Raw genomic sequence first — 25,562 nt, 5'->3', positions numbered from 1 at the left:
GGGCTCTAGCGGTTTTACCGCGGGGGCAGGCGGCTCGGTGGTCACAGCATTGGGCGGCGACGCGCGCAAGGTAAGCCAGAGCACCAGCGCGAGCAATAGCACTACCGCCACGGCCAGTGCGATGAGCAGCAAATTAACCCGATTCGGCTCGGTTGACGCTGGCGTGTGGGCGGTGTCTAGCCCGGCGGGGTGATTGCTGCCTTCGCGCTCGCGATCGGCCTTGCGTAAAGCTTCCAGTAGTAGCGACATTACCAGTCCCCCTCCACCTGCAGTGAGGTATCTATACCCAGGCGTTCATTGAGCCGCAAGATGGTTTTTTGCCCCAAAATACCATCCACTGTTAAGCCGTGTTTGCGCTGAAAAATTTTTAAGCGATCGGCCAGGGCTTGGGTAAATTGCGACTCCGCGAGGGGTTTCGCCTGCCCATCCAGCTGAGCAAAGGCTTGCGCCAGCCAGCGCACCAAGGGGCCACGATCCCCCACTCCGACGGCTGCCCCGGAGTTATAGCCGGGCGGTTTGTGCCATAGGTACAACACCTGGCCATTCCAGCGAGCGCCGAGTTCGGCCAGTGCTACGCTATGGGGTTTGCCACTGGCATCTAACAGTTCGGCATTTTCTTTATCAATGGCCGTCAGCACCCCATAGGCGCGAAATTTATCTTCCGTGGTCAGGGTTAATAATACCGGGCGGTTGAGTGCCACCAACGCCTGCCAGGTATCAACCTGTTCCACCTCGCAAGCCACCGCCTGAGCACTGCCATTTAGACAGATAAGCGAGCCCGATAAACCGCTGTGGGCGGCGAGTTGAGCCTGGGCATCGGACAAATAGCGAATGCTGTAGTCGGGCACAGAGGGGCTTTGGGTCGCCACCGGGGGCAGCACTTGCTCGGCGGGAACCACCGGGCTGGCTTCGGGCGAAGCATCCACGACGGTATCGGCCGCAGCGCCCTGCTCGCCCCGCCCCGCCTCTGAGATAAACCACCAGCCGGTCATTGCGGCAACACCCAATAACAATAGCAATGCCTGTGGCCACCAATGCCTCGCGCTGCGACGGTTGAGCGCCGCGGCCGAGGCACCTGGAACGCCGTTTACTTCACGCTTGGCAAGCCGCAGAATCTTGCGGTCGACGCGATCCTTGTTGTGACCATAGAGCCCGACTAAGGCCCGCTCACAGAGAATATTAATTCGCCGCGGAATGCCGCCACTGTAAGAAAAAATTTTGCGCACAATGGTTTCGGGGAATGGATTGCGCGCGCCGGTAAGCCCGGCCACCTGCAAACGGTGGCTGATATAAGCGCGCGTTTCGGCCAGAGTTAGCGGGTTTAAATGAAACCGGGCGGTAATGCGCTGGGATAATTGCCGCAAGCGCGGCTGGGCCAACAGGCGGTTGAGCTCGGGCTGGCCGACCAAAATTATTTGCAGTAGTTTTTGTGTGTTGGTCTCGAGGTTAGTGAGCAGGCGAATTTGCTCTAACGCCTCGGGTGACAACAACTGAGCTTCATCAATCAACAAAACGGTACGCCGACCGCGGCTGTGGTTATCCAGCAGGTAGCGGTGCAGTGTATCGGTCAGGGTTTTTATACTGGGGCTCTCCGGTGGGTACTTCGCCCCCAGTTCATCGCAAATCATTTGCAGCATTTCGGGCACTTCGGCCATGGGGTTAAACACCATGGCCAGGTCGGTGCCCTCGGGCAGCTGCTCCAGCAATGAGCGAATAATCGTGGTTTTACCCGTCCCTACCTCACCGGTAAGCAAAACAAAGCCGCCGCCCTGCACACCGTAGAGCAAGTGTGCCAGTGCCTCCCTGTGCTGCTCACTCATGTACAGATAGCGCGGGTTGACCGCAATGGAGAAAGCTGGCTCTTTTAGTCCAAAATACTGGTGATACATGGCATCCGATCATCCCAACACGATGGCATGATCATACCTGCTTTTAACGGCGAGTAAACAGGGCCATGGTTTCGACATGAGAGGTGTGGGGAAACATCTCCATAATACCCAAGCTGTCGAGACTAAAACCGGCCTGAGTCAGGCTATGGGCATCGCGTGCCAAAGTGGCCGGATTACACGACACATAGAGAATACGCTTGGCTGCGGTCTCGGCTAGCTGCTGACACGCCAAGGCGGCACCGGCGCGCGGTGGGTCGAGTAACACCGCGTGAAATTGACCAATCTTCTTTTGCAGCGTTTTGAGTGAGGCCTGCTCTAAGTCCGCGGCGATAAAGTCAAGATTGCTTAGCTGATTACTCTGAGCATTCTCGTCGGCGCGCGCCACCATGCTTTTGATGGCCTCCACGCCGGTTACCCGGCCGGCCTGTTGCGCCAAGGGCAATGAGAAGTTGCCAATGCCGCAAAATAAATCCAACACATGCTCGTCTGTCTGTGGGTCTAACAGCCGCACCGCCTGATCCACCATGGCGCGATTAATCTCGGGATTGACTTGAGTGAAGTCCAGCGGATGAAACCTAAGTTCTAGACTGCCACCGACAAGAGCAAAGGACAATCTGGGGTCGAGCGGCTCACCGGCGATATCGGTCAACTGCTGGTTGTCGGGGCTGAGCCACACTTGGCAACACTGGCTCTCGGCAAAATGCGTTAAAGCCGCGCAGGCCTCGGGTTTTAGCGCTCGGGTGTGGCGCAAGATCACAACCGACTGATCTTGCGTGGCAATTAGCTCCACATGGCTAACGGCTTTGACATCCAGCTGTTGCAACAACACACGCAGCGGCTCAATTAAGCCTTGCAAGCTCTCGGGTAAAACCGGGCACTGCTCGATGTTCACCAGCTGGCTATCACCCTGGCGACGAAAACCAAAACTCAACTGCCCCGCCTTATCGAACATAACCGCCAGGCGGGCGCGGCTGCGATAGTGCCAGGGGTTACCGACGATCGGCGGCAACAGTGTTTGAGGCGCTGGGGCACCGGCTCGGGCCAGCTGGTCGAGCACACTGTTTTGCTTAATCTCTAATTGATGGGCATGGCTGGCGTGCTGCAACTGGCAACCGCCGCAACGACCGTAGTGTTTGCAGGCCGGCTCAACGCGCTGGGGCGATGGACTCAGCACTTGCAGTAATCGCGCCTCAGAAAAACGCGACTGGCGCTTAGTCCAGCGGGCTTCAACCTGCTCGGAATCCAGCGCGCCGCTGACGAACACCGCCTGGCCCTGGTGGCGAGCCAGACCGCGGCCATCGTGAATGTACCCGTCAATGGTTAAAGTAACCGGCTCGGTCGGCACTGCGGCGGCCTGACGCGGCCTGCGGCCCCGGTTGCCGTGTCCGGGTCGTCGCGATTTCATAAAGCGCGGTTAAACAAACCGGAGGAGAGGTAGCGATCCCCCCGGTCACAGATGATGGCGACAATAACTGCGTCTTCGACCGACTCGGCCAGCTCCAGCGCGGCCGCTACGGCTCCGCCCGATGAGACGCCGCAAAAAATACCTTCGCGCTGAGCCAGATCGCGCATCGCTTGCTCGGCTCGCCCTTGCGACATGCTGACAATACGATCCACGCGCTGGTTTTCGTAAATAGACGGCAAGTACTCTTGCGGCCAGCGGCGAATACCCGGAATGGCGGCGCCGTCTTCCGGCTGCAAACCGATGATTTGCACCGCGGGGTTTTGCTCTTTTAAGTAACGCGAGCAGCCCATAATGGTACCGGTCGTGCCCATGGAGCTAATAAAATGGGTGATGGTACCGCCGCTTTGCTGCCAAATTTCCGGCCCGGTGCCGCGATAGTGCGCCTCGGGGTTATCGGCATTGGCGAATTGATCGAGCACCTTACCCTTGCCTTCACTTTGCATTTGCAGGGCCAGATCACGTGCGCCTTCCATGCCCTGCTCTTTGCTGACCAAAATTAGCTGGGCGCCGTAGGCGGCCATTGAGGCTTTGCGCTCTTCGGTACTGTTATCGGGCATAATCAAGGTAATCGGATAGCCTTTAATAGCTGCCACCATTGCCAGGGCAATGCCGGTATTGCCGCTGGTGGCTTCAATTAAACTATCGCCGGGAGCAATATCACCACGCGCTTCGGCCCGCTCTATCATCGATAGCGCCGGGCGATCTTTTACCGAACCGGCCGGGTTATTGCCCTCCAGTTTAAGCAACAGGGTATTGCTGCTTGTGGCGGGCAGCAGGCGCTGCGCTCGCACCAGGGGCGTATTGCCCACATATGCATCGATGGTAGGAAAATCCATATGAACCTCAGTGACTTGCAGCGCAGCGCAAAAGGCGACTATTCTAAGGAGCCTCGGGGCAAGTATCAATTACTGCGTGATAATCAACGATAAGCATAATCCATGAAAACAAGCAGCGTAAAAACCGAAGTATGGAGGCTTATCCTCCTGCCCGCCATCAGTATCTCGCTTTTGCTGTCGGCCACACTGACATTCTTGTTTGTCAGCAAGCTCGATGACTTTGTCGAAAAACGTGGCTGGCTACTGGCAGAGAAAACCGCAAACCTTGCTCATATTTCGTTGTCGGCTAACAACCCCGCGATTCTAGAAGCCCTGATTCAAGCCACTTTGGAGGAACCACTGGTTAGGGCCATTCATGTGCACGACACCACCCACCAGCTCGACTACCATGTAGGCCCTAAATTTTTTGCAGTCACTACGGACACAATTGTGGCCAATGGCCATGTCCATGAAAAACAAACTCAAGGTTCTATCCGCTATCACCACCCCATTGTTAACAGCGAAGGGCAGCAAGCCTTAGGCTGGCTGGAAATTGAATTGCTGTTATCGCCTTACTGGATAACGATCTATCAGGTGTTATTGATTGTGGTGTTGGCGACTATGGCGTGTTTGCTTTTGGCGGGTTATTTGGCCGTCAAGCTCAATGCCAATATTGCCACGCCACTGCATTTGATTCGCACCGCGGTAGAAAAAATTAGCGCCGGTCAACTGAACGCGCGAGTAAACGGATACTTTGCCTATGAGTTTGAGTGTTTGGCCGCAGCGGTCAATGATATGGCCAAGGCGCAAGAACAAGCTCAAGGTGATATGCAATTACACATTGAACAGTCGATGCACGACGTACGCGAAACTATGGAGACGATCGAGGTACAGAATATTGAACTGGATATGGCTCGAAAGGAGGCGCTCGCAGCCAGCCAAATTAAATCAGAGTTCCTGGCCAATACCAGCCACGAAATTCGCACCCCACTCAATGGCATTATTGGTTTTTCGAACCTTGCCCTAAAAACGAAGCTCGATGAAAAGCAGCGCGGTTATGTACAAACCATTCACGACTCAGCCCATAATTTGCTGACCATTATCAACGATATTTTAGATTTTTCCAAAATAGAGTCCGGAAAATTAGAGCTCGACTACGCTCCCTTGCCTTTACGTCAAGTGGTGGAATCCACGGTGGAAACTCTATCGTTTGATGCCTCAGAAAAAAATCTACAAATTACCACGATTATCGACAATAATATTCCGCCGCAGCTAATGGGAGACCCACTGCGCTTCTCACAAATTCTATCTAACTTGTTAGGCAACGCGATTAAGTTCAGTGAGCGCGGAACCATTACAATCGAATTTCAATTAACCCACTTTGAAGAAAATCAAATCACTATCAAAGGGATCGTCCGCGATCAAGGTATTGGTCTATCGCAAGAACAACAAAATCAACTTTTCTCCGCCTTTGCTCAGGCCGATGCGTCCACCTCGCGTGAATACGGCGGAACCGGCTTAGGCCTGGCAATTTGCAAGGGACTAGTAGACAGAATGCAGGGAGAGATTGGAGTCGAGAGCGAAGCCGAGCCTGGAGCCACTTTTTGGTTTACAGCAACCTTAGGCGTAGACCCGCATTATATCGCCCCCGAATACAACGCTTTAAAAAACCATCGGGTACTCGTCTGCGCGCAGAGCAATGCGGCCTTCGGACAACTGCAATCTTTAATGCAGAGCTGGCAAGGTGAATCTCTCTGGGTAAATTCCGTGCACGATATCATTCCGATTTTACGCTCCGAGCAAGCTCAAGGGCGAAAGTACTCACTCATGCTTTGGGATATTTCACCAGACGAACGTCGTCTGCCGCCAGCGTTGATAGCCAATATGGCAGAGCAATTGAATGTGGAATTTTTCTGTAAAGTAATCGTTTGCTGTACACCAGCACATCGAAATTTTTTCCATCAGCACCCTGAAAACCAAGTCATCTCTTTTATTGTCAAACCAATTCAAAGTCAGCCATTATTAGACGCCATCAGCCAAGCATTGGATTTACATTTAACTGACGAGGCACCTATTGAGATAAAAGAACAAGAAAAATTAGATGTTCTTTTAGTGGATGATAACGAGGCCAACTTACAATTAACTACCGAATTTCTGCACGACTTAGGGGTGAATGTAACTCAGGCTGTCAGTGGCATGCAGGCCTTAGACTTATTCGACCGCGCCAATTTTGATATTATTTTTATGGATATCCAAATGCCCGGCATGGATGGTATTGAAGCGACGAAGCGTATTCGTGAAAAAGAACAACGCAGTGGTAGGCGCACCCCTATAGTTGCCCTCACCGCCCACACGGTGACCGAACAAAAAACTGACTTACTTATTGGCGGTATGGATGACTGCATACGCAAACCCGTGACCGATAAGCAGCTCGATCATATGCTCAGTCGCTGGACTGGTATGTCGAGCCAGCTCCGCCGCGTACTGGAAGCCCCAGGTTCCAGTGATTGCGAAGCCTCCGACCCTAATAGTCCGGTCAACCTACCTCAGTGTTTATCCTTAGCCAACCATAAAGTTACATTAGCCAAAGATATGCTGACTATGCTGCTGGATAGCTTGAGTGAGGAAAAAAAAGCAATTAATGAGGCCTATCAAGAACAACACTGGGCAAGCCTACAAGAGCTAATTCACAAGCTATATGGTAGTTGCTGCTATACCGGTGTGCCCCATTTGCGCAGCTTATCGGGCCTATTGGATAAAGTCCTGCAGGCTGGTCAAATTGAGAATCTCGAAGCCGAAATTAATGCACTTAACAATGCCATCGAACAAATTCTACAGTGGCGAGAAGAGCAAAATCTCGACCAAATATTCGAACAGTTAACGAATGATAAGAGCTAGCCTCGCTCTAAGAAGTGGGCACAACCGCTTTATTATTGAAATAGCTGGCGCGACTGCAGCGGTTTTGCCCCCAGCAAAGGCTGTAATAGCTGCCGATGAGTATACTTTGCCAACCTGCGCGCCGGTTCATGGCGCCAATTGCCAGCGGCCACCTGAAGAATATCCTCCCCGGATAAGGCACCGGCTTCACTCGCATTAAATAGTGGAACAAAGCCTGCCTGTGTGTCTAACCGGTAGTGCAGGTCGGTGCGAATAGGCTCCTCGGAGCCGGCCTGAGTGTGCCAGCTAATATTGACCCCAAGGCTATCGAGTAGCCTGCCTTCCAGCTGGCGCAGTATCACTTCGATATCCCCTCCTTCAGACAGCGCACCCAGCGCCCACTGGTAATCATCATAAAGGCTGCTGTGCGCATACCACTCAGGCAGCAAACGCACCAGCAATTCATTCAGGTACAATCCGGAATACAGCGCATAGCCCTGCAGAGTTTTGGTATTTCCTGCCCATTCAAAATGACTGATTAATTTTAAAGAGGACTTACCCTGCAAATTAATCAGCAGTGGCGTAAAGGGGAGCATGGGTGTTTTGTTGTGTTTTTTACTGGCTTTTCGTTGACCGCGCGCCACCCCGGCCACCACACCATAGTGGCGGCTGAAAAAAGTGACAATTAGGCTGGTATCCCGATAGGGGCGAGTGTGAATAACATAGGCCGGTTCAAATTCGATATGCTGCATATCCATTGACTACCGGTGGTAATGGTTAGAGATCGTCGTAACCCAAGCTGCGCAATGCGCGCTCATCATCTGACCAACCAGACTTTACCTTAACCCATAATTTAAGCATGATTTTATCGTCTAACAGCGCTTCCATATCTTGCCGGGCTTGCTGGCCAATCTGCTTAATACGATCTCCCTTATTGCCGATCAAAATACGCTTTTGTCCGTCTCTTTCCACCAGAATAAGCGCACCGATATGCAGGGTTTTGCCGTCGTGTTTATATTCTTCAATCTCGACGGCCATTTGGTGGGGTAGCTCATCACCTAGCTGACGGGTAATTTTTTCGCGAATAATTTCCGCCACCATAAAACGCGAGGAGCGATCGGTAAATTGATCTTCCTCATAAAAATGTGGCCCTTGCGGCAAATAGTTTAAAATCAGATCGTGCAGGCGATCTAAATTGATGCCACGCAGTGCCGATAGAGGGATAATCTCATCGGCTTTTAAGCGCTCAGATAGAGACTGCAGGTGTGGCAACAACGTATTCTTATCGTCGATTTGATCCACCTTATTCACTGCTAGCACCACGGGTGAATGGCTATTTTCGACATAGCGTGCCACCATTTCGTCTTCTTCTGTCCAATTTAGACGGTCGACGACAAACACAATTAAGTCTACATCTTTCATAGCCGAACCAGCGGCTCGGTTCATATAGCGATTAATCGCTTTGGGTTGATTTTTATGCAGCCCCGGAGTGTCGACAAAAACAATCTGATCGCGCCCTTCTGTTTTAATACCGGTAACGTTGTTACGGGTGGTTTGAGGTTTGCGCGAAGTGATGCTGACCTTCTGCCCCAGCATATGATTGAGCAAAGTGGATTTGCCCACATTGGGGCGGCCGACAATGGCGACAAAGCCACAGCGGGTATCATTAGCTAAGGATTCAGCCATAGGGTCAATCTATTCCAAGTTTTTTCAGCGCTAAGGCTGCGGATTGTTTTTCGGCAACGCGACGACTACTAGCAGTAGCAACTTCGGGGTTTTTTAACAGACTAACATGACACTCAACCGTAAAAGTTTGAGCGTGAGCTTCGCCTTCAATGTTCACCACTTGATAATCGGGCAGTGGCTGCTTGCGACTTTGCAAATGCTCCTGCAGCCGAGTTTTGGCATCTTTGGCGGGATTGTCTAAATTTAAATCATCCAAACGTGGCTGATACCAACGCAGTACACATTGACGGCAGGTATCGAAGTCACTATCGATGTATATCGCCCCAATAATGGCTTCTACTGCATCGGCCAAGATCGAATCACGCCTTTGTCCACCACTTTTCATTTCTCCTTCACCGAGCAACAAGCACGGGCCTAAATCAAACTCGCGCGCCAACTCCGCCAGAGTTTCTCCCTTAACCAATTGCGAGCGCAGACGACTCAACTGGCCTTCGCGAGCCGACTCGAACTGATCAAATAAAGCGCGAGCAATAATAAAGTTGAGAATTGAGTCGCCGAGAAACTCCAGACGCTCATTGTTGGCAGCGCCCACACTGCGATGGCTTAATGCCAGAGAGAACAGTGCTAGATCATCAAACTCATAGTTGAGTTTAGATTGCAGTCGGGTTAAGACAATGTTATTCACCGCTGAGCATTTCCTCAGGTGGGTCGCAGCACTCCTCTGGAGCGCTGGTATCCAGTACATTAAAGAAGCTCATCACCACATCCACGTTGGCAATTAAAGGTACTCTGACCTCGTACTGATTAATCACCAGCATACCTTTACTGGTAGGCTGAAATTCAAGCTCTTTAGCACCGGGAGAGCGCACATTATTAATCGAATAATAATTACTCAAGCTGCGACTAAGTTCTTGCTTGCGCATATTTTTAAGTTCATTGCCACCTTGCTTCGTCAGCGACTTAAAACCGTTAACAATGTAATAGTTTTCAGCATAAACCGGCGCCATTTTGGCGATACACAAGCCAAAAAAGCCAACCACCGCTAACAATACAAGCCAAGCAATCGCAGAAAGGCCTCGTTGAGATTGATAATTGATCATAAACTCCACCCTGTTGTCCATGAGAAAACTACGGTTACCAAATCTATATCAAGCATTTTATGACTCTTTTAACCCAGTGTAATCCGGTTTATTCAGTATATAAGCAGCTAGACTCGAATAACAGCAGTGGTTAGTCAATCGCCCCTGCGCGATCAAAGCTTGGCAGGCTAAACAGTGAATCCCAATGCATCCACACCACCATGGCCTTGCCTACGATATGGTCTTCGGGGACAAATGGGTCGTCCCAACCACGACTGTCAAAGCTATTGTCACGGTTATCACCAACCATAAAATAATGGCCTTCGGGTACTCGCCAACTGCCACGACGGCTGTATTGCCCGGGGCGCAGATATTTGCGTGAGGTAAATTCATGCTCACCTAAAGTTTCACGCACTAGCTTAAACTGCGGCTTTTGGGCTGGCAGCACTGCCTGTAGTGTTTCGGGCACGGCCTCACCGTTAATAAATAGTTTGTGGTTTTCATAACGCACTAAGTCACCGGGCAAACCAATCACCCGCTTTATGTAATACGTATCGGGCAAATGCGGGGGAAAGAACACCATCACATCCCCGCGCTCAGGGTCATTGATCTCAATAATTTTTTTATTGATAACCGGTAAACGAATGCCATAGGTGAATTTATTGACCAGAATAAAATCACCAACATCGAGAGTCGGCTCCATCGAACCCGATGGGATTTGAAAGGGCTCAGCAATAAAAGATCGCAAGACGAACACAACCAACAAGACTGGGAAAAAAGACTTACTGAACTCAATTACCACCGGCTCGCGCTCGGCAGCAGCCATGGCTCGATGATAAAGCTCGTAGTCTTGACTGTTTTCGTCGGTAATATTACGCCCTTCGAACTCGGCTTTTACCGCCGCCACTTTGCGTCGTCGGGGAGTCGAAAGTATCAGCCGATCAAACAGCCAAGCGAGCCCCGTAAAAAATACCCCGATGGTTAAAATAAGGGGTAAATTAATATTTTCCATGCCATGCGCCTTAAATATTAGTAACGGTTTAACTGTCTACTTGCAGAACGGCCAAGAACGCTGACTGGGGGATTTCAACATTACCCACCTGCTTCATGCGTTTCTTACCTTCTTTTTGTTTTTGCAAAAGCTTCTTCTTACGACTGGCATCGCCACCGTAACACTTGGCGGTTACGTTTTTGCGCAGCGCTTTTACCGTGGTACGAGAAACCACATTGCCACCGATAGCGGCCTGGATTGCCACATCAAACATTTGACGAGGAATCAACTCTTTCATTTTTTCGGTCAAACTGCGACCAATGCCCTGTGCGTGATCGCGGTGCACAATCAGCGCCAGCGCATCAACTCGGTCACCGTTGATCAGTACATCAAGACGCACTAAGTTGGCGGCCTCAAAACGCGAAAAGCTGTAATCCAGGGAGGCAAAACCGCGACTGACGGATTTTAGACGGTCAAAGAAATCCAGCACCACTTCGCTCATTGGCATATCGTAGCGTACCGACACCTGCTTACCCATATAGTGCATATCGCGTTGCACACCACGCTTTTCCACGCATAGGGTAATCACAGCGCCTAAGTGCTCTTGCGGCACCAAGATGCTGGCTTCGACAATCGGCTCGCGCATTTCTTCTATCAAGCCGATATCGGGCAATGCAGACGGATTGTCGACGTAAATAGTCTCACCTTTGGTGGTCACTACTTCGTAAACAACGGTGGGGGCAGAGGTAATCAGGTCCAAATCGTACTCGCGCTCGAGCCGCTCCTGAATGATTTCCATATGCAGCATGCCGAGAAAGCCACAGCGAAAACCAAAGCCTAGTGCGTCGGAGCTTTCTGGCTCGAAAAACAAAGAGGCGTCATTAAGGGTAAGCTTTTGCAACGCATCGCGAAAGTTTTCAAAATCGTCCGAGCTTACTGGGAACATGCCGGCGTAAACCTGCGGTTTGACATGCTGAAAGCCCGGCAGAGCCTCTACCGTCATATCTCCGGCAGCAATCAAGGTATCGCCCACGGGAGCGCCTTGAATATCTTTAATACCTGCGACAATAAAACCCACTTCGCCGGCTTTTAACTCTTTTAGCTTGTGCAGCTTAGGGTTGAAAACACCCACACTGTCGACCACATGCGACTTACCGATAGACTTGGTAACGATTTTATCTTTGACTTTTAAGGTGCCCTGTTTAACCCGCACCAACGAGACAACACCTAAGTAGTTGTCGAACCAAGAGTCGATAATCAGCGCTTGCAAAGGCGCATCCACATCACCGACCGGTGGCGGTACCATTCGTACTAACTCTTCCAGAACATCTTCAATCCCCAAACCGGATTTGGCGCTGCAGCGCACCGCTTCGGTGGCATCAATGCCGATAATATCTTCGATTTCTTGCGCCACGCGCTCTGGGTCCGCTTGGGGCAAATCCATCTTATTGAGAACCGGAATGACCTCCAGTCCCTGCTCAATTGCGGTATAGCAGTTGGCGACCGATTGGGCCTCAACCCCCTGTCCGGCATCCACTACCAGTAGCGCCCCTTCACAGGCCGCTAAAGAGCGCGACACTTCGTAGGAGAAGTCAACATGGCCCGGGGTATCGATAAAGTTAAGTTGGTAAGTTTCGCCATCGCGGGCGGTATAGCTGAGGGTAACGCTTTGCGCTTTAATGGTAATACCGCGCTCGCGCTCGATATCCATTGAGTCAAGAACTTGCTGCGCCATTTCCCGATCGCTTAATCCGCCACACATTTGTATAAACCGATCAGCGATAGTCGACTTGCCGTGATCGATATGGGCGATGATAGAGAAATTTCGTATATGCTTGATTTCTTTGGGGTTAATACTGTCTGACATTCGATCTCAACTCAACTGCGAGGCCAATAAACACTCGCCAAGATAGGGGTTTAGGTGCAATTAGACGGGTACATTCAAGGCCCAATCACGCCAAATTTAAAGGCCGCAAGTGTAGCTTATTTACTCTTTGGGTGCTATGAGCAAGGCCCCATATCGCCATCACTTCGCACCTTTTGCTGAATTTTGCTAAAATCGGCGGCCCTAATTTGCCCACATCAGGAAGTATCCATGTCCAACCCCGCGCCATCCCCCACTCTTGAGTTGGCCCAAGCGTTGATCAGCCGACAATCCGTCACCCCAGAGGATGCGGGTTGCCAAACCTTAATGATCGAGCGCTTAGAAGCCATTGGCTTTACGATTTATCCTTTGCGTTTTGGCGACGTCGATAACTTTTGGGCCGTGCGCGGCGAAAGTGGCCCGCTGTTAGCCTTTGCCGGTCATACCGATGTGGTACCCACCGGGCCCGAATCTAACTGGCAGCACCCCCCATTCAACCCAATCATAGATGATGGCTACCTGTGTGGGCGCGGGGCAGCCGATATGAAAGGATCGCTGGCCTCAATGTTGGTCGCCTGTGAGGACTTTGTCGCTGAACACCCCAATCATAATGGTCGTATCGCTTTTTTGATCACCAGTGATGAGGAAGGCCCTGCCCACAACGGCACGGTAAAAGTAGTGGAATGGCTGGAGCAACAGGGCGAGAAGATTGATTGGTGTATTGTCGGCGAACCTTCGAGCACTGAGGTTTTAGGCGATGTTATCAAAAACGGCCGCCGTGGCTCTTTGGGCGCCGAACTCACCGTAAAAGGGATTCAGGGGCATGTCGCTTACCCACACCTTGCGGCCAACCCCATCCATCTGGCAGCACCAGTGTTAGCCGAATTAGCCAGTAGTGAATGGGACCAGGGCAACCAATACTTTCCAGCCACCACCTTCCAAATTTCCAATTTTAACTCAGGCACAGGGGCGACTAACGTCATTCCCGGTGAAGCCCATATTGTCTTTAACTTTCGCTTTTCGACCGAAGTTACCGAGGAGCAGTTGCGCCAAAGAACTGAAGCGATTCTCCAAAAACATGGCTTAGAGTACGACTTGACCTGGAAGCTGAGTGGCCAGCCTTTTATAACCGAAGAAGGCACACTGGTAGACGCTGTTGTCAAAGCGGTGGCCGAGACCACCGGCACTCAACCACAATTATCGACCAGTGGCGGCACCTCAGATGGTCGGTTTATCGCCCCCACCGGTGCTCAGGTGGTAGAGCTAGGCCCGGTCAATGCGACCATCCATAAAGTCGACGAGCGAGTGCGTGCCTCCGACCTCGACCAGCTTACCAAGGTGTACTGTCAAACCTTACGCAATTTATTGGCAGACTAACTATTGAGCCACTATCGTCGGCCCAGAACCTGAGGCTAAAGATAGTGGCTTATTATCTGCCAGCATTCTAACTATCGATGATTAACTGAGCCGGCGTGCGAGATTACTTTACTTTTTTACGTTACAACTGGCCCCTACTAGGCTTCGGCTTCAGCTGTATTTTTTGGGGTAATTTAGGCCAATCATTTTTTGTCAGCTGGTATGGCGCCAGCATTCAGGGGGCATTGAATTTGAGTGCTGCGGCCTATGGCAGTCTCTATTCGGGGGGCACTCTGGCCAGCGCCCTAACGATTATTGCCCTGGGCGGGCTTATCGACCGCTGGCCCTTAGCGCGTTTTACTATAGCAGTGGCTGGCGGCCTCACCGCCGCCTGTATTCTTATGCTGATCAGTAATCACGCTTTCGTGCTATTAGGGGCGTTTTATTTGCTGCGCCTTTGCGGTCAAGGTTTATTGCCTCACACCGCCCAAACCACTATGGCGCGTTACTTTGATGCAGACCGAGGTAAGGCGCTGAGTGTCTCCGCCAGTGCAGTACCTATCGGCGAGGTCGTCCTACCCCTACTTGCCGTTGCCTTGATTAGCAGTATTGGCTGGCGCGGCAGCTGGTTTGTGTTCGCCCTTAGTATTCCATTGCTTTACCTACCGATAAGTCTTTGGTTATTGCGTCGCTCACCTCAGCTGCAACACGACCTCCCCCCACAGAGCGCGCACACTAAAGCTAAAGCCAAGGGCCGCCGCGATATGCTGGGTGATTATCGTTTTTGGCTGGCATTGCCCACCGTGCTCGCCCCACCTTTTTTATTGACCGCGATTTTTATTCAGCAAGGATTTATTTTGCAGGAAAAGAATTGGGATCCAATCTGGTTGGCCAGCTGTTTTATCGTCTTCGGTGCTATGCACTGGCTCGCCTCTTTACTCGCTGGTGTGTTAATTGATCAATTTAGTGCACGTAAACTCTTACCCTTTATACTGGCACCTTTAATACTGGCCTTATTGTCTCTGGCGTATCTAGACGGTTACTGGGTAGCACCATTATTTATGGGGTTATTGGGAGTCACAATCGGCACATCAAGCCCGGTCAACGGTGCTTTATGGGCAGAGGTGTACGGCACGACAAAACTGGGGTCTATTCGCTCTTTAATGACCGCATTAATGGTACTGAGTACCGCCGCCTCCCCTATTTTATTTGGTGCCATTATTGATATGGGGGCCAGCGCCCAAACGTTGTTTTCGGTCTCGGCCTTATGCGTCTTAGCCGCCGCAGGCTTAGTGATGCTCTCTTACCCGCGACAACCCTAAGAAAGTGACAAAACACGCGCTTTGCGCTTACACTGGCCACTCAAATAGTAGAAAACTGGGAAGAAAACGTGCGCCTGAACTCCCCCCTCTGGATCATCTTGTTACTGTGCCATTGGCTTACTTGTGGCTTTGTGGCATGGAATCTACTGGCCGCTGGCAATTTTGGTTATGGCGCCGCGTATCAATGGCTTGAGATTGATCAGCATATTGCCAGCTACGGCCCCGAGAACCGTAACCGCAGCCACTTTGCACTTACCGATAAAGATCAACATATCGAGCTGTTTCAGCAAATCAATGCCGCCGTGCACGGGGCACCGCAAGATTTAAATGACATCTACTTTCACCCCAGCCAGGGAGCAAGCCAAACCTTACTCACCAAACCCGAGGTTGTGCATTTAACTGACGTTGCTCACCTAATTGATAAGGTATACACACTGGGCTGGATCGCATTAACAGCCATGATCATCTGCCTGCCCATTCTCTACTATCACCGGGCGCCTCTGCCCCGCCCCAGCCGGGTCTTGGCCAGCGTTTTAGGCGCAATGGGCGCAACCTTTGCGCTGGTTATGCTATTGGGCCCTAAACATGTCTTTTACACTTTACACACTTGGATTTTCCCTCCTGAACATCCATGGTTTTTTTACTACCAAGATTCACTAATGACCACGCTAATGAAGGCACCCGACCTATTCGGATTTATCGCGGCTTTATTGTTAGGGCTTTGGTTAATCTTGTGGGCCCTTTCGCTCTTTATTATGATTCGGCTCTGGCCCCAAACCCCGTAACGAGGTCACGATGATTACCCAAACTGAGATTGCCGATATACCCACTGCCACCGGCACGATGCGCACCTACATCTACCGACCGGTGGCAACAGCGAGTTATCCCACCGTTATTTTTTATTCAGAAATTTTTCAGCAAACCGCCCCGATTGCTCGTTCCGCGGCGATTATGGCCGGCCATGGCTTTGTAGTTTTAGTGCCCGAGGTTTTTCACGAGCTAAACCCTATCGGTACTGTTTTGGCTTATGACGATGCAGGAAAAGACAAAGGTAATCAGGATAAATTCACCAAGCCTCTGGCCGACCACGATACGGATACCGAAGCCATGGTGCGCTATATCGATCAGGCTGAGTTTTGCAACGGCCAAATAGGCAGTATGGGGGTTTGCATTGGAGGGCATCTCGCCTTTCGGGCGGCCCTGAATCCGCGCGTTAAAGCGGCATCGTGCCTATACGCCACCGACCTACACTCCAACACTTTACCCGCCAGCGCCGCAGACCAAAGTTTGGCCCGAGCCGGCGAGATAACAGCCGAGTTGATGATGGTGTGGGGACGCCAAGATCCCCATGTTCCCGATAATAGCCGAGCCGAGATTAATCAAGCTCTGCGCAGTGCTGGCTGCCACTTTAGCTGGCACGAGTTCAATGGCCAACACGCCTTTATGCGCGATGAAGGCGAACGCTACGATGCCGAATTAGCGTTAACCTGCTATCGAATGTCCGTCGATTTGTTTCGCCGTGCACTGTAAATAAAAATGCGACATTTAATGCATAAAAGGCTGCTAGAAAGTTAGCACCTTCCAGCAGCCTTTAAGAAAGGTTTCGCCCATTATTGGGCTTTTTCTTGCCGTCGCTTTTCTCTGACATTCATCAGAATTTGGCCATAATGGTTGGCGCCGCGCTTGTCGCGGCCACAACCCCAGAAATAATCAAACTGGCTGTTTTCCACCAATGTTTGGTCGCCGGTGGCCAGTAATGCTTCATCCAGTGCGGGGTGGGTGCGCATTTTGATATACACCGCCCGCGTCATAATCGTGAGCTCTAACGCTTTCCAATCCGGGCGTTTCTTTTTAAACCAACGACCGCCCACCTTGCGCGCCTGTAACGCAGTAGTCGTGGCTTTTACGGCATCGCGATCGGCCTGCTTAGTGTATTTCATGGTTTGGTAGTAGTGTTCGACCGTGGGCCAATGTTCACCATCCAACTCAAAGCCGTGCTCAGACACCCGGCTAAAACCATTGTCGGCATCATCCATAGAAAAGTAATGTGCATCTTCTTGCGCGCTGGTAAATAAACCCATAATGCTCGGCATCTCTTTACGATTGAATTCGCGATATTAACCCGCGGTGATTATATGGTGATTCGTCGGTGGCTCTCAGCGATTAAGAACTGCAAGACAACATAGAGCAACCCGCTTTTACCCGCGCCCATTCGGGGCGCTTGGCGGCATAGCGCTCATATTCGGGCTGCTCATCATAGGGGGCGCGCAAGAGTTGAAGTAGCCTATTCACTTCACCAAAGTCGCCTTGCTCTGCCTGCTCAATGGCTTGTTGCGCGAGATAATTACGCAACACGTATTTAGGGTTAACCGCTTTCATTCGCGCCACACGGTCAACATCTGACTCCCCTTGGCTTTGCAAAGATTGTTCGGTGCGCTGCAAATAGCGTTGAACCCAGGCGCAAGTTTGTTCGCGTACCTCGTCGGGAACAGCTTGATAGTAAGCCTCGTGCAGCGGGGCCAAATGCTCCCAGCAAATGTCGCTACCGAGCAGTTGTGGGCTAATATTGGCCAAATTGCGATAAAAAATCGTCATGTCGGTTTCGGTTTGCTGCAATATTCGCAGTAAATCCTCAACCAGCTCACCATCTTTGTCTTTATAGTGGGCAAAACCCAATTTAGCGGCCATGTCGGCGCTGCGTCTTTGAGCAAACACTTCGCTGTACCGGGCCAGCGCCTCTTCTAAGGGTTGTGCCTCCTCAATTAAGGGATAAATAGCGTTGGCGAGCCGAACCAAATTCCACAAGCCAATATTCGGTTGTGCCCCAAAACTGTAACGCCGACCTTGGGCATCGGTGGTATTGGGTGTCCAATTGGGGTCATACCCTTCCAGCCAACCGTAAGGGCCGTAATCTATGGTCTCACCCAGAATTGACATATTATCGGTATTCATAACGCCATGTACAAAGCCCACACGCATCCAGTCTGCCAAAAGGTGTGCACTGCGCTCAACAATCTCGCCAAACCAGCGGACATAAGTATCGCGATCAATCTGACCTTCCACTAAGTGTGGATAATTCTGTTCAATGGTGTCATCGGCAAGCTTTTTAAGTAACGCCTGCTCGCCGCGCTGGGCAAATATCTCAAAAGAGCCAAACCGAACAAATGAGCGAGCCACCCGGCACACTACCGCTCCCGGCTCTTGCTGAGGGTGCCCGTCGTAAAACATATCACGGGTGACCTTATCGCCGGTCAGTACCAAACTGAGTGCACGAGTGGTGGGAATACCCAGGTGGTGCATGGCCTCGCTGCAAAGAAACTCACGAACGGATGAACGTAAAACCGCTAAACCGTCGGCATGGCGCGAATAAGGAGTACGCCCAGCGCCTTTTAACTGTAAGGTCCAAAGCTCACCGCCGGCATTGACCTCACCTAAATTTATCGCCCTGCCATCGCCTAGTTGGCCGGCCCAATGGCCGAATTGATGGCCGCCATAGCACATAGCGTAGGGTTGCATATCCGGCAGTAATTGCTTACCCGAGAACACATGGCTAAATGCCTCGGTTTGACACAATTGTTGGGAGAGGCCCAGTAATTGTGCTACCTCTGGGGTATAGGCGACGCTTAGGGGGGCGGAAGCAGCGCGCGGGGTGGCGTCACTGTAACAGGCGCCAAACACTTGGCGAGAGCTGTCATCACCACTGTGATCACCGGGCAATGCCTGAATAAAGCGATTGACGATTGGCAAGCTTTGAGCCAGTTGTTGCAGATCACGATCCAGCATAATTCCTCTAGCATGCGACATATTGGGATATTGTAACATTTCAGCACACGCCGCCCCTGGCTTTAAAATCATCGCAGACGATGCTTGACGGCGCCCACTTTCAAACTTAATCTAACCGGCCTTTTATCCTGTTTCGGCTGCCTAATTTATGACCTATTGCGTTGCTATTACCATGGACGCTGGCCTGGTATTCTGCTCTGACTCCCGCACCAATGCCGGAGTGGATCAAGTCAGCACCTACAGCAAAATGTTCCACTTCAAAATTGCAGACGAACGGGAACTGATTATTCTATCGGCTGGTAATTTGGCCACCACGCAGGCTGTCGTCTCACAGGTTAAACGAGATATTCGCGACGAGGCACTCACCAGCTTAAAAACGCTCCCGGACATCAGCGAAGCGGCGAGCTATTTAGGTGAGATTAGCCGCCTAGAGCAAGAAAAACACTCAAGCGTAGGTGGACCCAATGCCGGTGCTAGCTTTGAAGCTAGTTTTATCATCGGTGGGCAAATCGGTTCGGATAAACCCCGTTTGGCCATGGTCTACCCACAAGGTAATCATATTACCACCTCCAAAGACACACCCTACTTACAAATCGGTGAGAGTAAATACGGCAAGCCTATTCTCGATCGTATTCTCAACCGCACCACGTCTTTGGAAAACGCTTCACGCTGCGCTCTAGTATCGATGGACTCAACTATGCGCAGCAATCTCACCGTCGGCCCACCTATTGAGCTGGCGGTTTATCCAACTGACAGTTTTGCAACCACCCGCTTTCGATACGACGATGACGATGATTATTTGCGCGACCTGAAAAAAGCATGGGATCAATACCTCATTGAGGCGTTTGACCGTCTCCCCCCATTGCAATGGTCTGATGCTCAATCACCTGGTGAATAAATTTTAGCTTGTCGGCAATTTTAGGTGTGATCATAAAGGGATAGGCATCAGCCAGCCCCATACTGCGATTCAATGCATTGAGTTTTACGGCAAAATCAAGCCATGTATCGATGGCTTTTTCTGCATCTACCCGTCCATTTTTTTGCAGTGGCTCAACCAATTTAAAATGTATGGCGGTATCCAGGGTATCGAAAATATGTAGGTAATGCGCCCATGTTTCTGCCCAATCTTCCAGCGGATGAGATACGGCGTAGGCACTAATATACGAATCCTGCCAAAAGTCAGGTGGCGGGTTTTGGTAATGGTTATTTAATGCCTGCTGATAATCAACAGTGGGGTCGCCGAAGAGTTCCTCAAAGCCCGCACGCCACGGAGTATTAGCCACTAATATTTCATAATAATAATGGCCTATTTCATGACGAAAGTGGCCTAAAATCGTTCGATAATGCTCACCCAGCTCTTCTTTAACACTCTCGCGATAGGCATCATCGGCCTCGGCCAAGTTAATAGTGATTAAACCACTACTGTGGCCCGTGGCGACAAAACTTTCCGCATAGGCCGGATTGGTCCGGGCATCTTCCAAAAACTCAAATGCTAAACGTACCTGCGGGTTGGCGGCGGACTGTATAGGCAGCCCCAAATTTAACAGCGAGTATATGACATGACGCTTGGCCGCCTCTAACTTGCCCCAACGACTGATGTTTTCCACCGACACCAAATCTGGCACCGTTCGATTGAGCTGGCATGAGAGACAGTAACGGTTCTCCGCACCTTTTTTTACCAGCCAGTTGCACGCATTATAATCGTAATAATTCTGGCAATAGTTATAGTCTTGACCATCATCGTGAAGCCAGCCCTCAACATCGGGAAAAGCTCGCATGGACAATGTGTGCGAATCGAACCCTAATCGACGCCCACAAACCAAACATTGGTTGTTGAAAAAGAAAACCTGATTGCCACACTTACAGTGAAAATCTCTCACGGGGCCACCTGAGCCTGGGGTAAAAACCAGGTAGTGGCTATTGCCGAGTGCACCTCACCAATACTGGCTTGAATAGACTCGATATGTTCTTCTAAACCGGACTCTAATAGTTGGGGGATATCGGCTGTTTTCAATTGCCGCTTAACGCTTACCAGCACTCTCTGTGGGTCATCGCTATTCGGCAGGCGAGAAAACGATTCGCTCAGCTCACTCAAGCAGTGCTCAACAGCACGCGGAAAGAGCGGATCCTGGAGCAAAAACATAACTACATCTTCGGCATTTACTCGATCTAAAACATGTTGCCGATACATCTGATAACCGCTTAACGAGCGCAACACACTCATCCATAAAATATTTTCAAATGGTTCATTGGCTTCTATTTCCGTTAATGCCTTGGTCAGAATACGCCGGGTGCCCACATCGACAATACGCGACGTCATATCTGCACGCTCAAGATTACAGCCCAAGCGCAAAAAACCATACGCATCGTTATGACTCATGCAGCCCGCTAACATACCGGAAAACTGCTGAACTTTTACAATCACCTCTTCAAGAAGGGCCTGCCTTTCACCTCGAGCAATGCCCTTAGGGAGTCTTTCTTTCAGGTATAGGTACAAATCATTAACAAGCGTATACACCTCTGAAGGCATAATTTCTCGAGTGATTCGAGCATTTTCCCGCGCACAGGTAATGGAGCTTATAAGTGAACTGGGGTTATTCTGATCGGCTAATAAAAAGCGCATAACCGCACGTTCATCGGCACTATCCAAATCACGTCGGTAAAAATCACTGCCGCCACTGATATCGATCAGCGTCCCCCAGCCGACGCTGACACCGCGTGGCAAATCCAGCAGTAGCTTAGTATTTACATCCACCAAACGGGCAACATTTTCACAGCGCTCCATATAGCGCCCCATCCAATAAACACGCTCCGCTACTCGTGACAGCATTATTTTTCCTCCTCAGAAACTATCCAGGTATCTTGGCTACCGCCACCTTGGCTGGAATTCACGACATAGGAGCCTTTTTTCATTGCCACTCGAGTGAGGCCGCCGGCGGTAACGCAACTGGTGCGACCTTGCAAAACAAAAGGTCTTAAATCTACATGGCGAGGCTCGGCATTTTTACTTTCTAATATTGGATTGGTCGACAAGGCAATTAATGGCTGCGCCATATAATTGCGTGGCGATGCTTTAATCAATGCAGCAAATTCATCGCGCTCTTTCTGACTGGCCTGCGGTCCAATGAGCATGCCATACCCCCCCGATTCATTAGCCGGTTTAACAACGAGCTTATCGAGGTTTGCCAGTACATATTCGCGCTGCTCTTCATCAATACACAAGTAACTTGGCACATTGGGCAGTATGGGCTCCTCGCCAAGATAGTATTTGATCATATCTGGTACAAATGTATAGATAACCTTATCATCCGCAACACCAGCCCCAGGAGCATTGGCAATAGCCACGTTACCTTTTTGCCACGCGCGCATTAGACCAGGCACACCCAGCACAGAGTCAGCATTAAACACTTCAGGGTCGAGAAACAGATCATCAATACGGCGGTAAATAACATCCACTCGCGCCAGGCCATTGATGGTCCGCATAAAAACGTAATCATCCTCCACCACCAGGTCGCTGCCCTCGACCAGCTCGACCCCCATTTGCTGAGCCAAATAGGAGTGTTCAAAATACGCCGAGTTGTATATGCCCGGTGTCAAGACAACAACTTCGGGAAACTCTAATGGGCGAGGCGAAATAGCCGCTAAGGTATCGAATAATTGGTTGGGATACTCGGTGACAGGTAAAATATTGTGATTTTCAAATAGCTCAGGGAAAATTCGCTTTGTCACCCGACGATTTTCCATCATGTAAGACACGCCCGATGGCACTCGCAAGTTATCCTCCAAGACGTAAAAACTGCCGTCTTTATCTCGTATCAAGTCGCTGCCGCAAATGTGTGCCCACACCCCTAAAGGTGGTTTCATTCCTACACATTCGGGGCGAAAGTTGACAGAATCAGTGATTAACTCGGCCGGCATTATCTTGTCTTTGATGATGTTCTGCTCGTTGTAAATATCATCAATAAAACAATTGAGGGCCGCTAGGCGCTGAATCAAGCCACGCTCTGTTTTGAGCCATTCTTTGTGTGAAATCACCCGAGGTATAATATCGAAAGGCCAGGCGCGATCGATGTTACCCGCCTCAGAATATATCGTAAAAGATATACCCATGGTTTTGATAGCGAGTTCTGCAGAATGTCTACGAGCCGTAATTTCCTCACTCGACAAGCCCGATAAATACTTCGCCAAATTGCGGGTCACTTTTCGCGGATAACCGGGCGAGCTGATTAATTCATCGTAAAACTCACCACCATCGTACTCACGCCAATCAATTTGCATAATAGCTCCCAGATTCTGCTCTGAATGAAAACAGCGACGCCTATACCTATACAGCAAGCGCTTAACTCAACAAGCATAAGTCACGCCAAGACGATGCGCCATTTTATCGCCCCACTAGGGTAGACCCATAGATTCTTCCTACCGACTATACGCCTTAATCCGACGCAGAGGCACCAAAACGGACCAAAATAACAAACTGGGCCCCACCTGCACTCTAGACGAGGGCGACGCTTGCTTTATACTAATGCCATGAAAGCGAAAAGCCGATTCAAAAAGTTTATGCAAGCGCCCTTCGATGTCTGTTACAAGCAGTTTCGAATGGGTGCCATGACTTTTTTTTGTGGCATGGTCACGATTTATATTGCCTCGCAGAGCCTTGAGCCATCATTACAACAAGAGCTGGTTACTTTAGTAGGAGTAGCACTGGTCGCGATTGGCTTTGTGGTTGCTATGCTTGCACAAGGAAGGATTCTGTTCAGTCGACTGTATCATTTTTGGCATGACTCCCATCGTTGAGCGCGCCCGGCAGCTTACACAACGCATAAATATCAAAGCGACTGGTTTTTCCTTCTAAGGTATAACTGGGTGGTGTATCCGCAAGATTGGGCGCCTTGCGTGGGCGCTTCACCACAACCCGGTAACGAGCCAACCCCAACGCTTGCTGCAATAGCTCGTCGGCGTCCTGATCTCCTCCCACCAGGGTGTGAAAGGCCTGCATCTCTTTTTTTACCTGCGCCGCTTTCTGTCTTTCTGGGAACATAGGGTCCAAATAAACCACATCGGCTTTGCTAGCTCGCGTCATAAACAAACGCGCATCGGCCTCAAGCAGCTGCATACGACCAATAATAGCCGCTAGGGTCGCGTCTGCACTGATTTCAGCTCGGGACAGCCCGTCTTGTAGCAGAGCGTGCACAACCGGGTTGCGCTCTAGCAGTTGCACATCACACCCCAAGGTGGCCAACACAAAAGCATCGCGCCCCAGCCCTGCGGTAGCATCGAGCACACGGGGCATCACGTGGGCGCTGATACCACACGCTTTGGCGATCATTTGCCCCTTACCGCCGCCGAACTGACGCCGGTGATTAACCGCCCCACTGGCAAAGTCGCACCGAATAGGCCCGGGAGCTTTGCGCCCCGTATAAGCCAAGGCCACACCCGTATGATCGTACACTAAGGCAAAATCGACATGGGTTAGGTCGCTGGGTTGAATATAGCTCAATAGCTCAACCCCCAGCAACTCAGACATACGAGCTGCCTGTGGGTACTGCATTTTGTGATTACAAACGATAATAGGGTAAGACATAAGGGGCTCCTCTACCCTTATATTATCAAACCGAAGTGGTTAATTACGATTGTGGAATCAAATCAATTTCCACTCGACGGTTTTGTGCCCGGCCGCTAGAGGAGGCATTACTGGCTATCGGATAGCGTGAAGCATAGCCCTCAGAGCGCAATCGAGAGTAACTTACCCCTTGTTGCGCCAAGTACTCTTTAACACTTTGCGCTCGTCTTTCGCTGAGCAACTGATTGTACTGGCTTGAACCGGTAGAATCCGTGTGACCGGTGATTTTCACATTGGTTTTTTGATACTCGCTTAATACGGTTGCCACGGAGCTCAGTACACTGTGAAATTCACTCCGAATCGTATATTGGTCAGTAGCAAAGGTAATGTTGCCAGGCATAATCAGAGAAATAGTGTCGCCTTCGCGCTGTACTTGCACTCCACTGCCTTCGAGCTGTTGTTTTAGCGCCGCCTCTTGACGATCTTGGTAGAGGCCAATACCACCGCCGATGGCACCGCCTGCCAGAGCGCCTGTTACCACGCCTTTTTCACGATCATTTTTACTGGCCGATGCCATGCCTACCGCTGCGCCGGCAATGGCGCCTACAACAGCGCCGGTGGTAGCGCTAGAGGTTTTTTTCTCACCGGTATAGGGATCAGTGGTCGTACATGCTGTAAGGGCGAACAAGGTGGTATAGGCGATCAAACGTTTCATAAAATTTCCTACCTAAAACTTACGATTAAATTGGGGCCAATAATACTACGCAGAGTACAACTTTATCGAGTCGCAGTTAACAACGCCTCACAAGCATAAAAGTTTTACCCTAGCGTAGTGCCTCGGGCCATATACTGTCACAATACACGCAGACCACTTA

General features: G+C 50.7%; 23 protein-coding genes. 6 read left to right on the top strand and 17 right to left on the bottom strand.

Annotated features, from left to right (window positions below; all coding sequences use genetic code 11):
• The 4 genes from Q4526_RS03235 to cysM form a co-directional block, all read right to left on the bottom strand.
• A partial coding sequence (locus Q4526_RS03235) for a hypothetical protein (RefSeq protein ID WP_215975461.1) occupies positions 1-249 on the bottom strand: 249 nt, incomplete at its 3' end.
• Complete coding sequence (locus Q4526_RS03230) at positions 249-1,889, bottom strand: ExeA family protein (RefSeq protein ID WP_215975460.1); 1,641 nt, start codon at positions 1,887-1,889, stop codon at positions 249-251. The genes Q4526_RS03230 and Q4526_RS03235, both read right to left, overlap by 1 nt.
• A gap of 43 nt (positions 1,890-1,932) precedes the next feature.
• The gene (gene rlmD, locus Q4526_RS03225; protein WP_215975459.1) at positions 1,933-3,294 is read right to left on the bottom strand and encodes a 23S rRNA (uracil(1939)-C(5))-methyltransferase RlmD; all 1,362 of its coding nucleotides are present in this window, start codon (positions 3,292-3,294) and stop codon (positions 1,933-1,935) included.
• Positions 3,291-4,190 carry a cysteine synthase CysM gene (gene cysM, locus Q4526_RS03220; RefSeq protein ID WP_215975458.1) on the bottom strand — a complete coding sequence of 300 codons (900 nt, stop codon included), beginning with the start codon at positions 4,188-4,190 and terminating at the stop codon, positions 3,291-3,293. The genes rlmD and cysM overlap by 4 nt, the downstream gene beginning before the upstream one ends.
• A gap of 102 nt (positions 4,191-4,292) precedes the next feature.
• Between cysM and Q4526_RS03215 the strand changes: the two genes are divergently transcribed.
• Positions 4,293-7,067, top strand: coding sequence for a response regulator (locus Q4526_RS03215; RefSeq protein WP_215975457.1), 2,775 nt, complete (start codon positions 4,293-4,295; stop codon positions 7,065-7,067).
• A gap of 32 nt (positions 7,068-7,099) precedes the next feature.
• Here Q4526_RS03215 and recO read toward each other — a convergent pair whose 3' ends face one another.
• The 6 genes from recO to lepA all read right to left on the bottom strand — a co-directional run bounded on the left by recO (position 7,100) and on the right by lepA (position 12,669).
• Positions 7,100-7,798: a DNA repair protein RecO gene (gene recO / locus Q4526_RS03210; protein ID WP_215975456.1), complete on the bottom strand. Its 699-nt coding sequence runs from the start codon at positions 7,796-7,798 to the stop codon at positions 7,100-7,102.
• 25 nt (positions 7,799-7,823) lie between these two features.
• Complete coding sequence (era, locus tag Q4526_RS03205; protein ID WP_215975455.1) at positions 7,824-8,732, bottom strand: GTPase Era; 909 nt, start codon at positions 8,730-8,732, stop codon at positions 7,824-7,826.
• A gap of 4 nt (positions 8,733-8,736) precedes the next feature.
• Complete coding sequence (gene rnc, locus Q4526_RS03200; RefSeq protein WP_303604161.1) at positions 8,737-9,417, bottom strand: ribonuclease III; 681 nt, start codon at positions 9,415-9,417, stop codon at positions 8,737-8,739.
• Positions 9,410-9,832, bottom strand: coding sequence for a DUF4845 domain-containing protein (locus Q4526_RS03195; protein ID WP_215975453.1), 423 nt, complete (start codon positions 9,830-9,832; stop codon positions 9,410-9,412). Before Q4526_RS03195 ends, rnc begins: the two co-directional genes overlap by 8 nt.
• A 130-nt stretch (positions 9,833-9,962) precedes the next feature.
• Entirely contained in the window at positions 9,963-10,823 is an 861-nt protein-coding gene (gene lepB / locus Q4526_RS03190) for a signal peptidase I (protein ID WP_215975452.1), read from the bottom strand.
• A 28-nt stretch (positions 10,824-10,851) separates the two neighbouring features.
• Positions 10,852-12,669, bottom strand: a complete 1,818-nt coding sequence (lepA, locus tag Q4526_RS03185; RefSeq protein ID WP_215975451.1) for a translation elongation factor 4 — start codon at positions 12,667-12,669, stop codon at positions 10,852-10,854.
• A gap of 228 nt (positions 12,670-12,897) precedes the next feature.
• Between lepA and dapE the strand changes: the two genes are divergently transcribed.
• The 4 genes from dapE to Q4526_RS03165 all read left to right on the top strand — a co-directional run bounded on the left by dapE (position 12,898) and on the right by Q4526_RS03165 (position 16,874).
• Positions 12,898-14,043 (top strand): succinyl-diaminopimelate desuccinylase, encoded by a 1,146-nt coding sequence (gene dapE / locus Q4526_RS03180; protein WP_215975450.1) that lies wholly within the window; start codon positions 12,898-12,900, stop codon positions 14,041-14,043.
• 95 nt (positions 14,044-14,138) lie between these two features.
• The gene (locus Q4526_RS03175) at positions 14,139-15,344 is read left to right on the top strand and encodes an MFS transporter (protein WP_215975449.1); all 1,206 of its coding nucleotides are present in this window, start codon (positions 14,139-14,141) and stop codon (positions 15,342-15,344) included.
• A gap of 131 nt (positions 15,345-15,475) precedes the next feature.
• The gene (locus Q4526_RS03170; RefSeq protein ID WP_215975448.1) at positions 15,476-16,129 is read left to right on the top strand and encodes a DUF1461 domain-containing protein; all 654 of its coding nucleotides are present in this window, start codon (positions 15,476-15,478) and stop codon (positions 16,127-16,129) included.
• 10 nt (positions 16,130-16,139) lie between these two features.
• Complete coding sequence (locus Q4526_RS03165) at positions 16,140-16,874, top strand: dienelactone hydrolase family protein (protein WP_215975447.1); 735 nt, start codon at positions 16,140-16,142, stop codon at positions 16,872-16,874.
• 80 nt (positions 16,875-16,954) lie between these two features.
• Here the strand turns inward: Q4526_RS03165 and Q4526_RS03160 are convergent, their stop codons facing one another.
• On the bottom strand, positions 16,955-17,425 hold the full coding sequence (locus tag Q4526_RS03160) for an NADAR family protein (RefSeq protein WP_215975446.1): 471 nt from the start codon (positions 17,423-17,425) through the stop codon (positions 16,955-16,957).
• 82 nt (positions 17,426-17,507) lie between these two features.
• Positions 17,508-19,127, bottom strand: a complete 1,620-nt coding sequence (locus Q4526_RS03155) for a YdiU family protein (RefSeq protein ID WP_215975445.1) — start codon at positions 19,125-19,127, stop codon at positions 17,508-17,510.
• A 148-nt stretch (positions 19,128-19,275) separates the two neighbouring features.
• On the opposite strand from Q4526_RS03155, the gene Q4526_RS03150 reads away from it, so the two are divergent.
• A complete protein-coding gene (locus tag Q4526_RS03150) occupies positions 19,276-20,025 on the top strand; it encodes a peptidase (protein WP_215975444.1) in 750 nt (249 codons plus the stop codon).
• Here the strand turns inward: Q4526_RS03150 and Q4526_RS03145 are convergent.
• The 5 genes from Q4526_RS03145 to Q4526_RS03125 all read right to left on the bottom strand — a co-directional run bounded on the left by Q4526_RS03145 (position 19,961) and on the right by Q4526_RS03125 (position 25,402).
• Positions 19,961-21,007, bottom strand: coding sequence for a putative zinc-binding metallopeptidase (locus Q4526_RS03145; protein WP_215975443.1), 1,047 nt, complete (start codon positions 21,005-21,007; stop codon positions 19,961-19,963). The two genes, Q4526_RS03150 and Q4526_RS03145, sit on opposite strands and share 65 nt — an antisense overlap.
• Complete coding sequence (locus Q4526_RS03140; RefSeq protein WP_215975442.1) at positions 21,004-21,957, bottom strand: alpha-E domain-containing protein; 954 nt, start codon at positions 21,955-21,957, stop codon at positions 21,004-21,006. Before Q4526_RS03140 ends, Q4526_RS03145 begins: the two co-directional genes overlap by 4 nt.
• Complete coding sequence (locus tag Q4526_RS03135) at positions 21,957-23,405, bottom strand: circularly permuted type 2 ATP-grasp protein (protein WP_215975441.1); 1,449 nt, start codon at positions 23,403-23,405, stop codon at positions 21,957-21,959. Before Q4526_RS03135 ends, Q4526_RS03140 begins: the two co-directional genes overlap by 1 nt.
• Positions 23,406-23,880: 475 nt before the next feature.
• Positions 23,881-24,708 (bottom strand): class I SAM-dependent methyltransferase, encoded by an 828-nt coding sequence (locus tag Q4526_RS03130; RefSeq protein ID WP_215975440.1) that lies wholly within the window; start codon positions 24,706-24,708, stop codon positions 23,881-23,883.
• A gap of 43 nt (positions 24,709-24,751) precedes the next feature.
• Positions 24,752-25,402, bottom strand: a complete 651-nt coding sequence (locus tag Q4526_RS03125; protein WP_215975439.1) for an OmpA family protein — start codon at positions 25,400-25,402, stop codon at positions 24,752-24,754.
• Between the last annotated feature and the right edge of the window lie 160 nt (positions 25,403-25,562).

This window comes from Gilvimarinus sp. 2_MG-2023, assembly GCF_030547685.1.
Taxonomy (GTDB): domain Bacteria; phylum Pseudomonadota; class Gammaproteobacteria; order Pseudomonadales; family Cellvibrionaceae; genus Gilvimarinus.
This window is presented reverse-complemented; position numbering and strand designations above follow the sequence as displayed.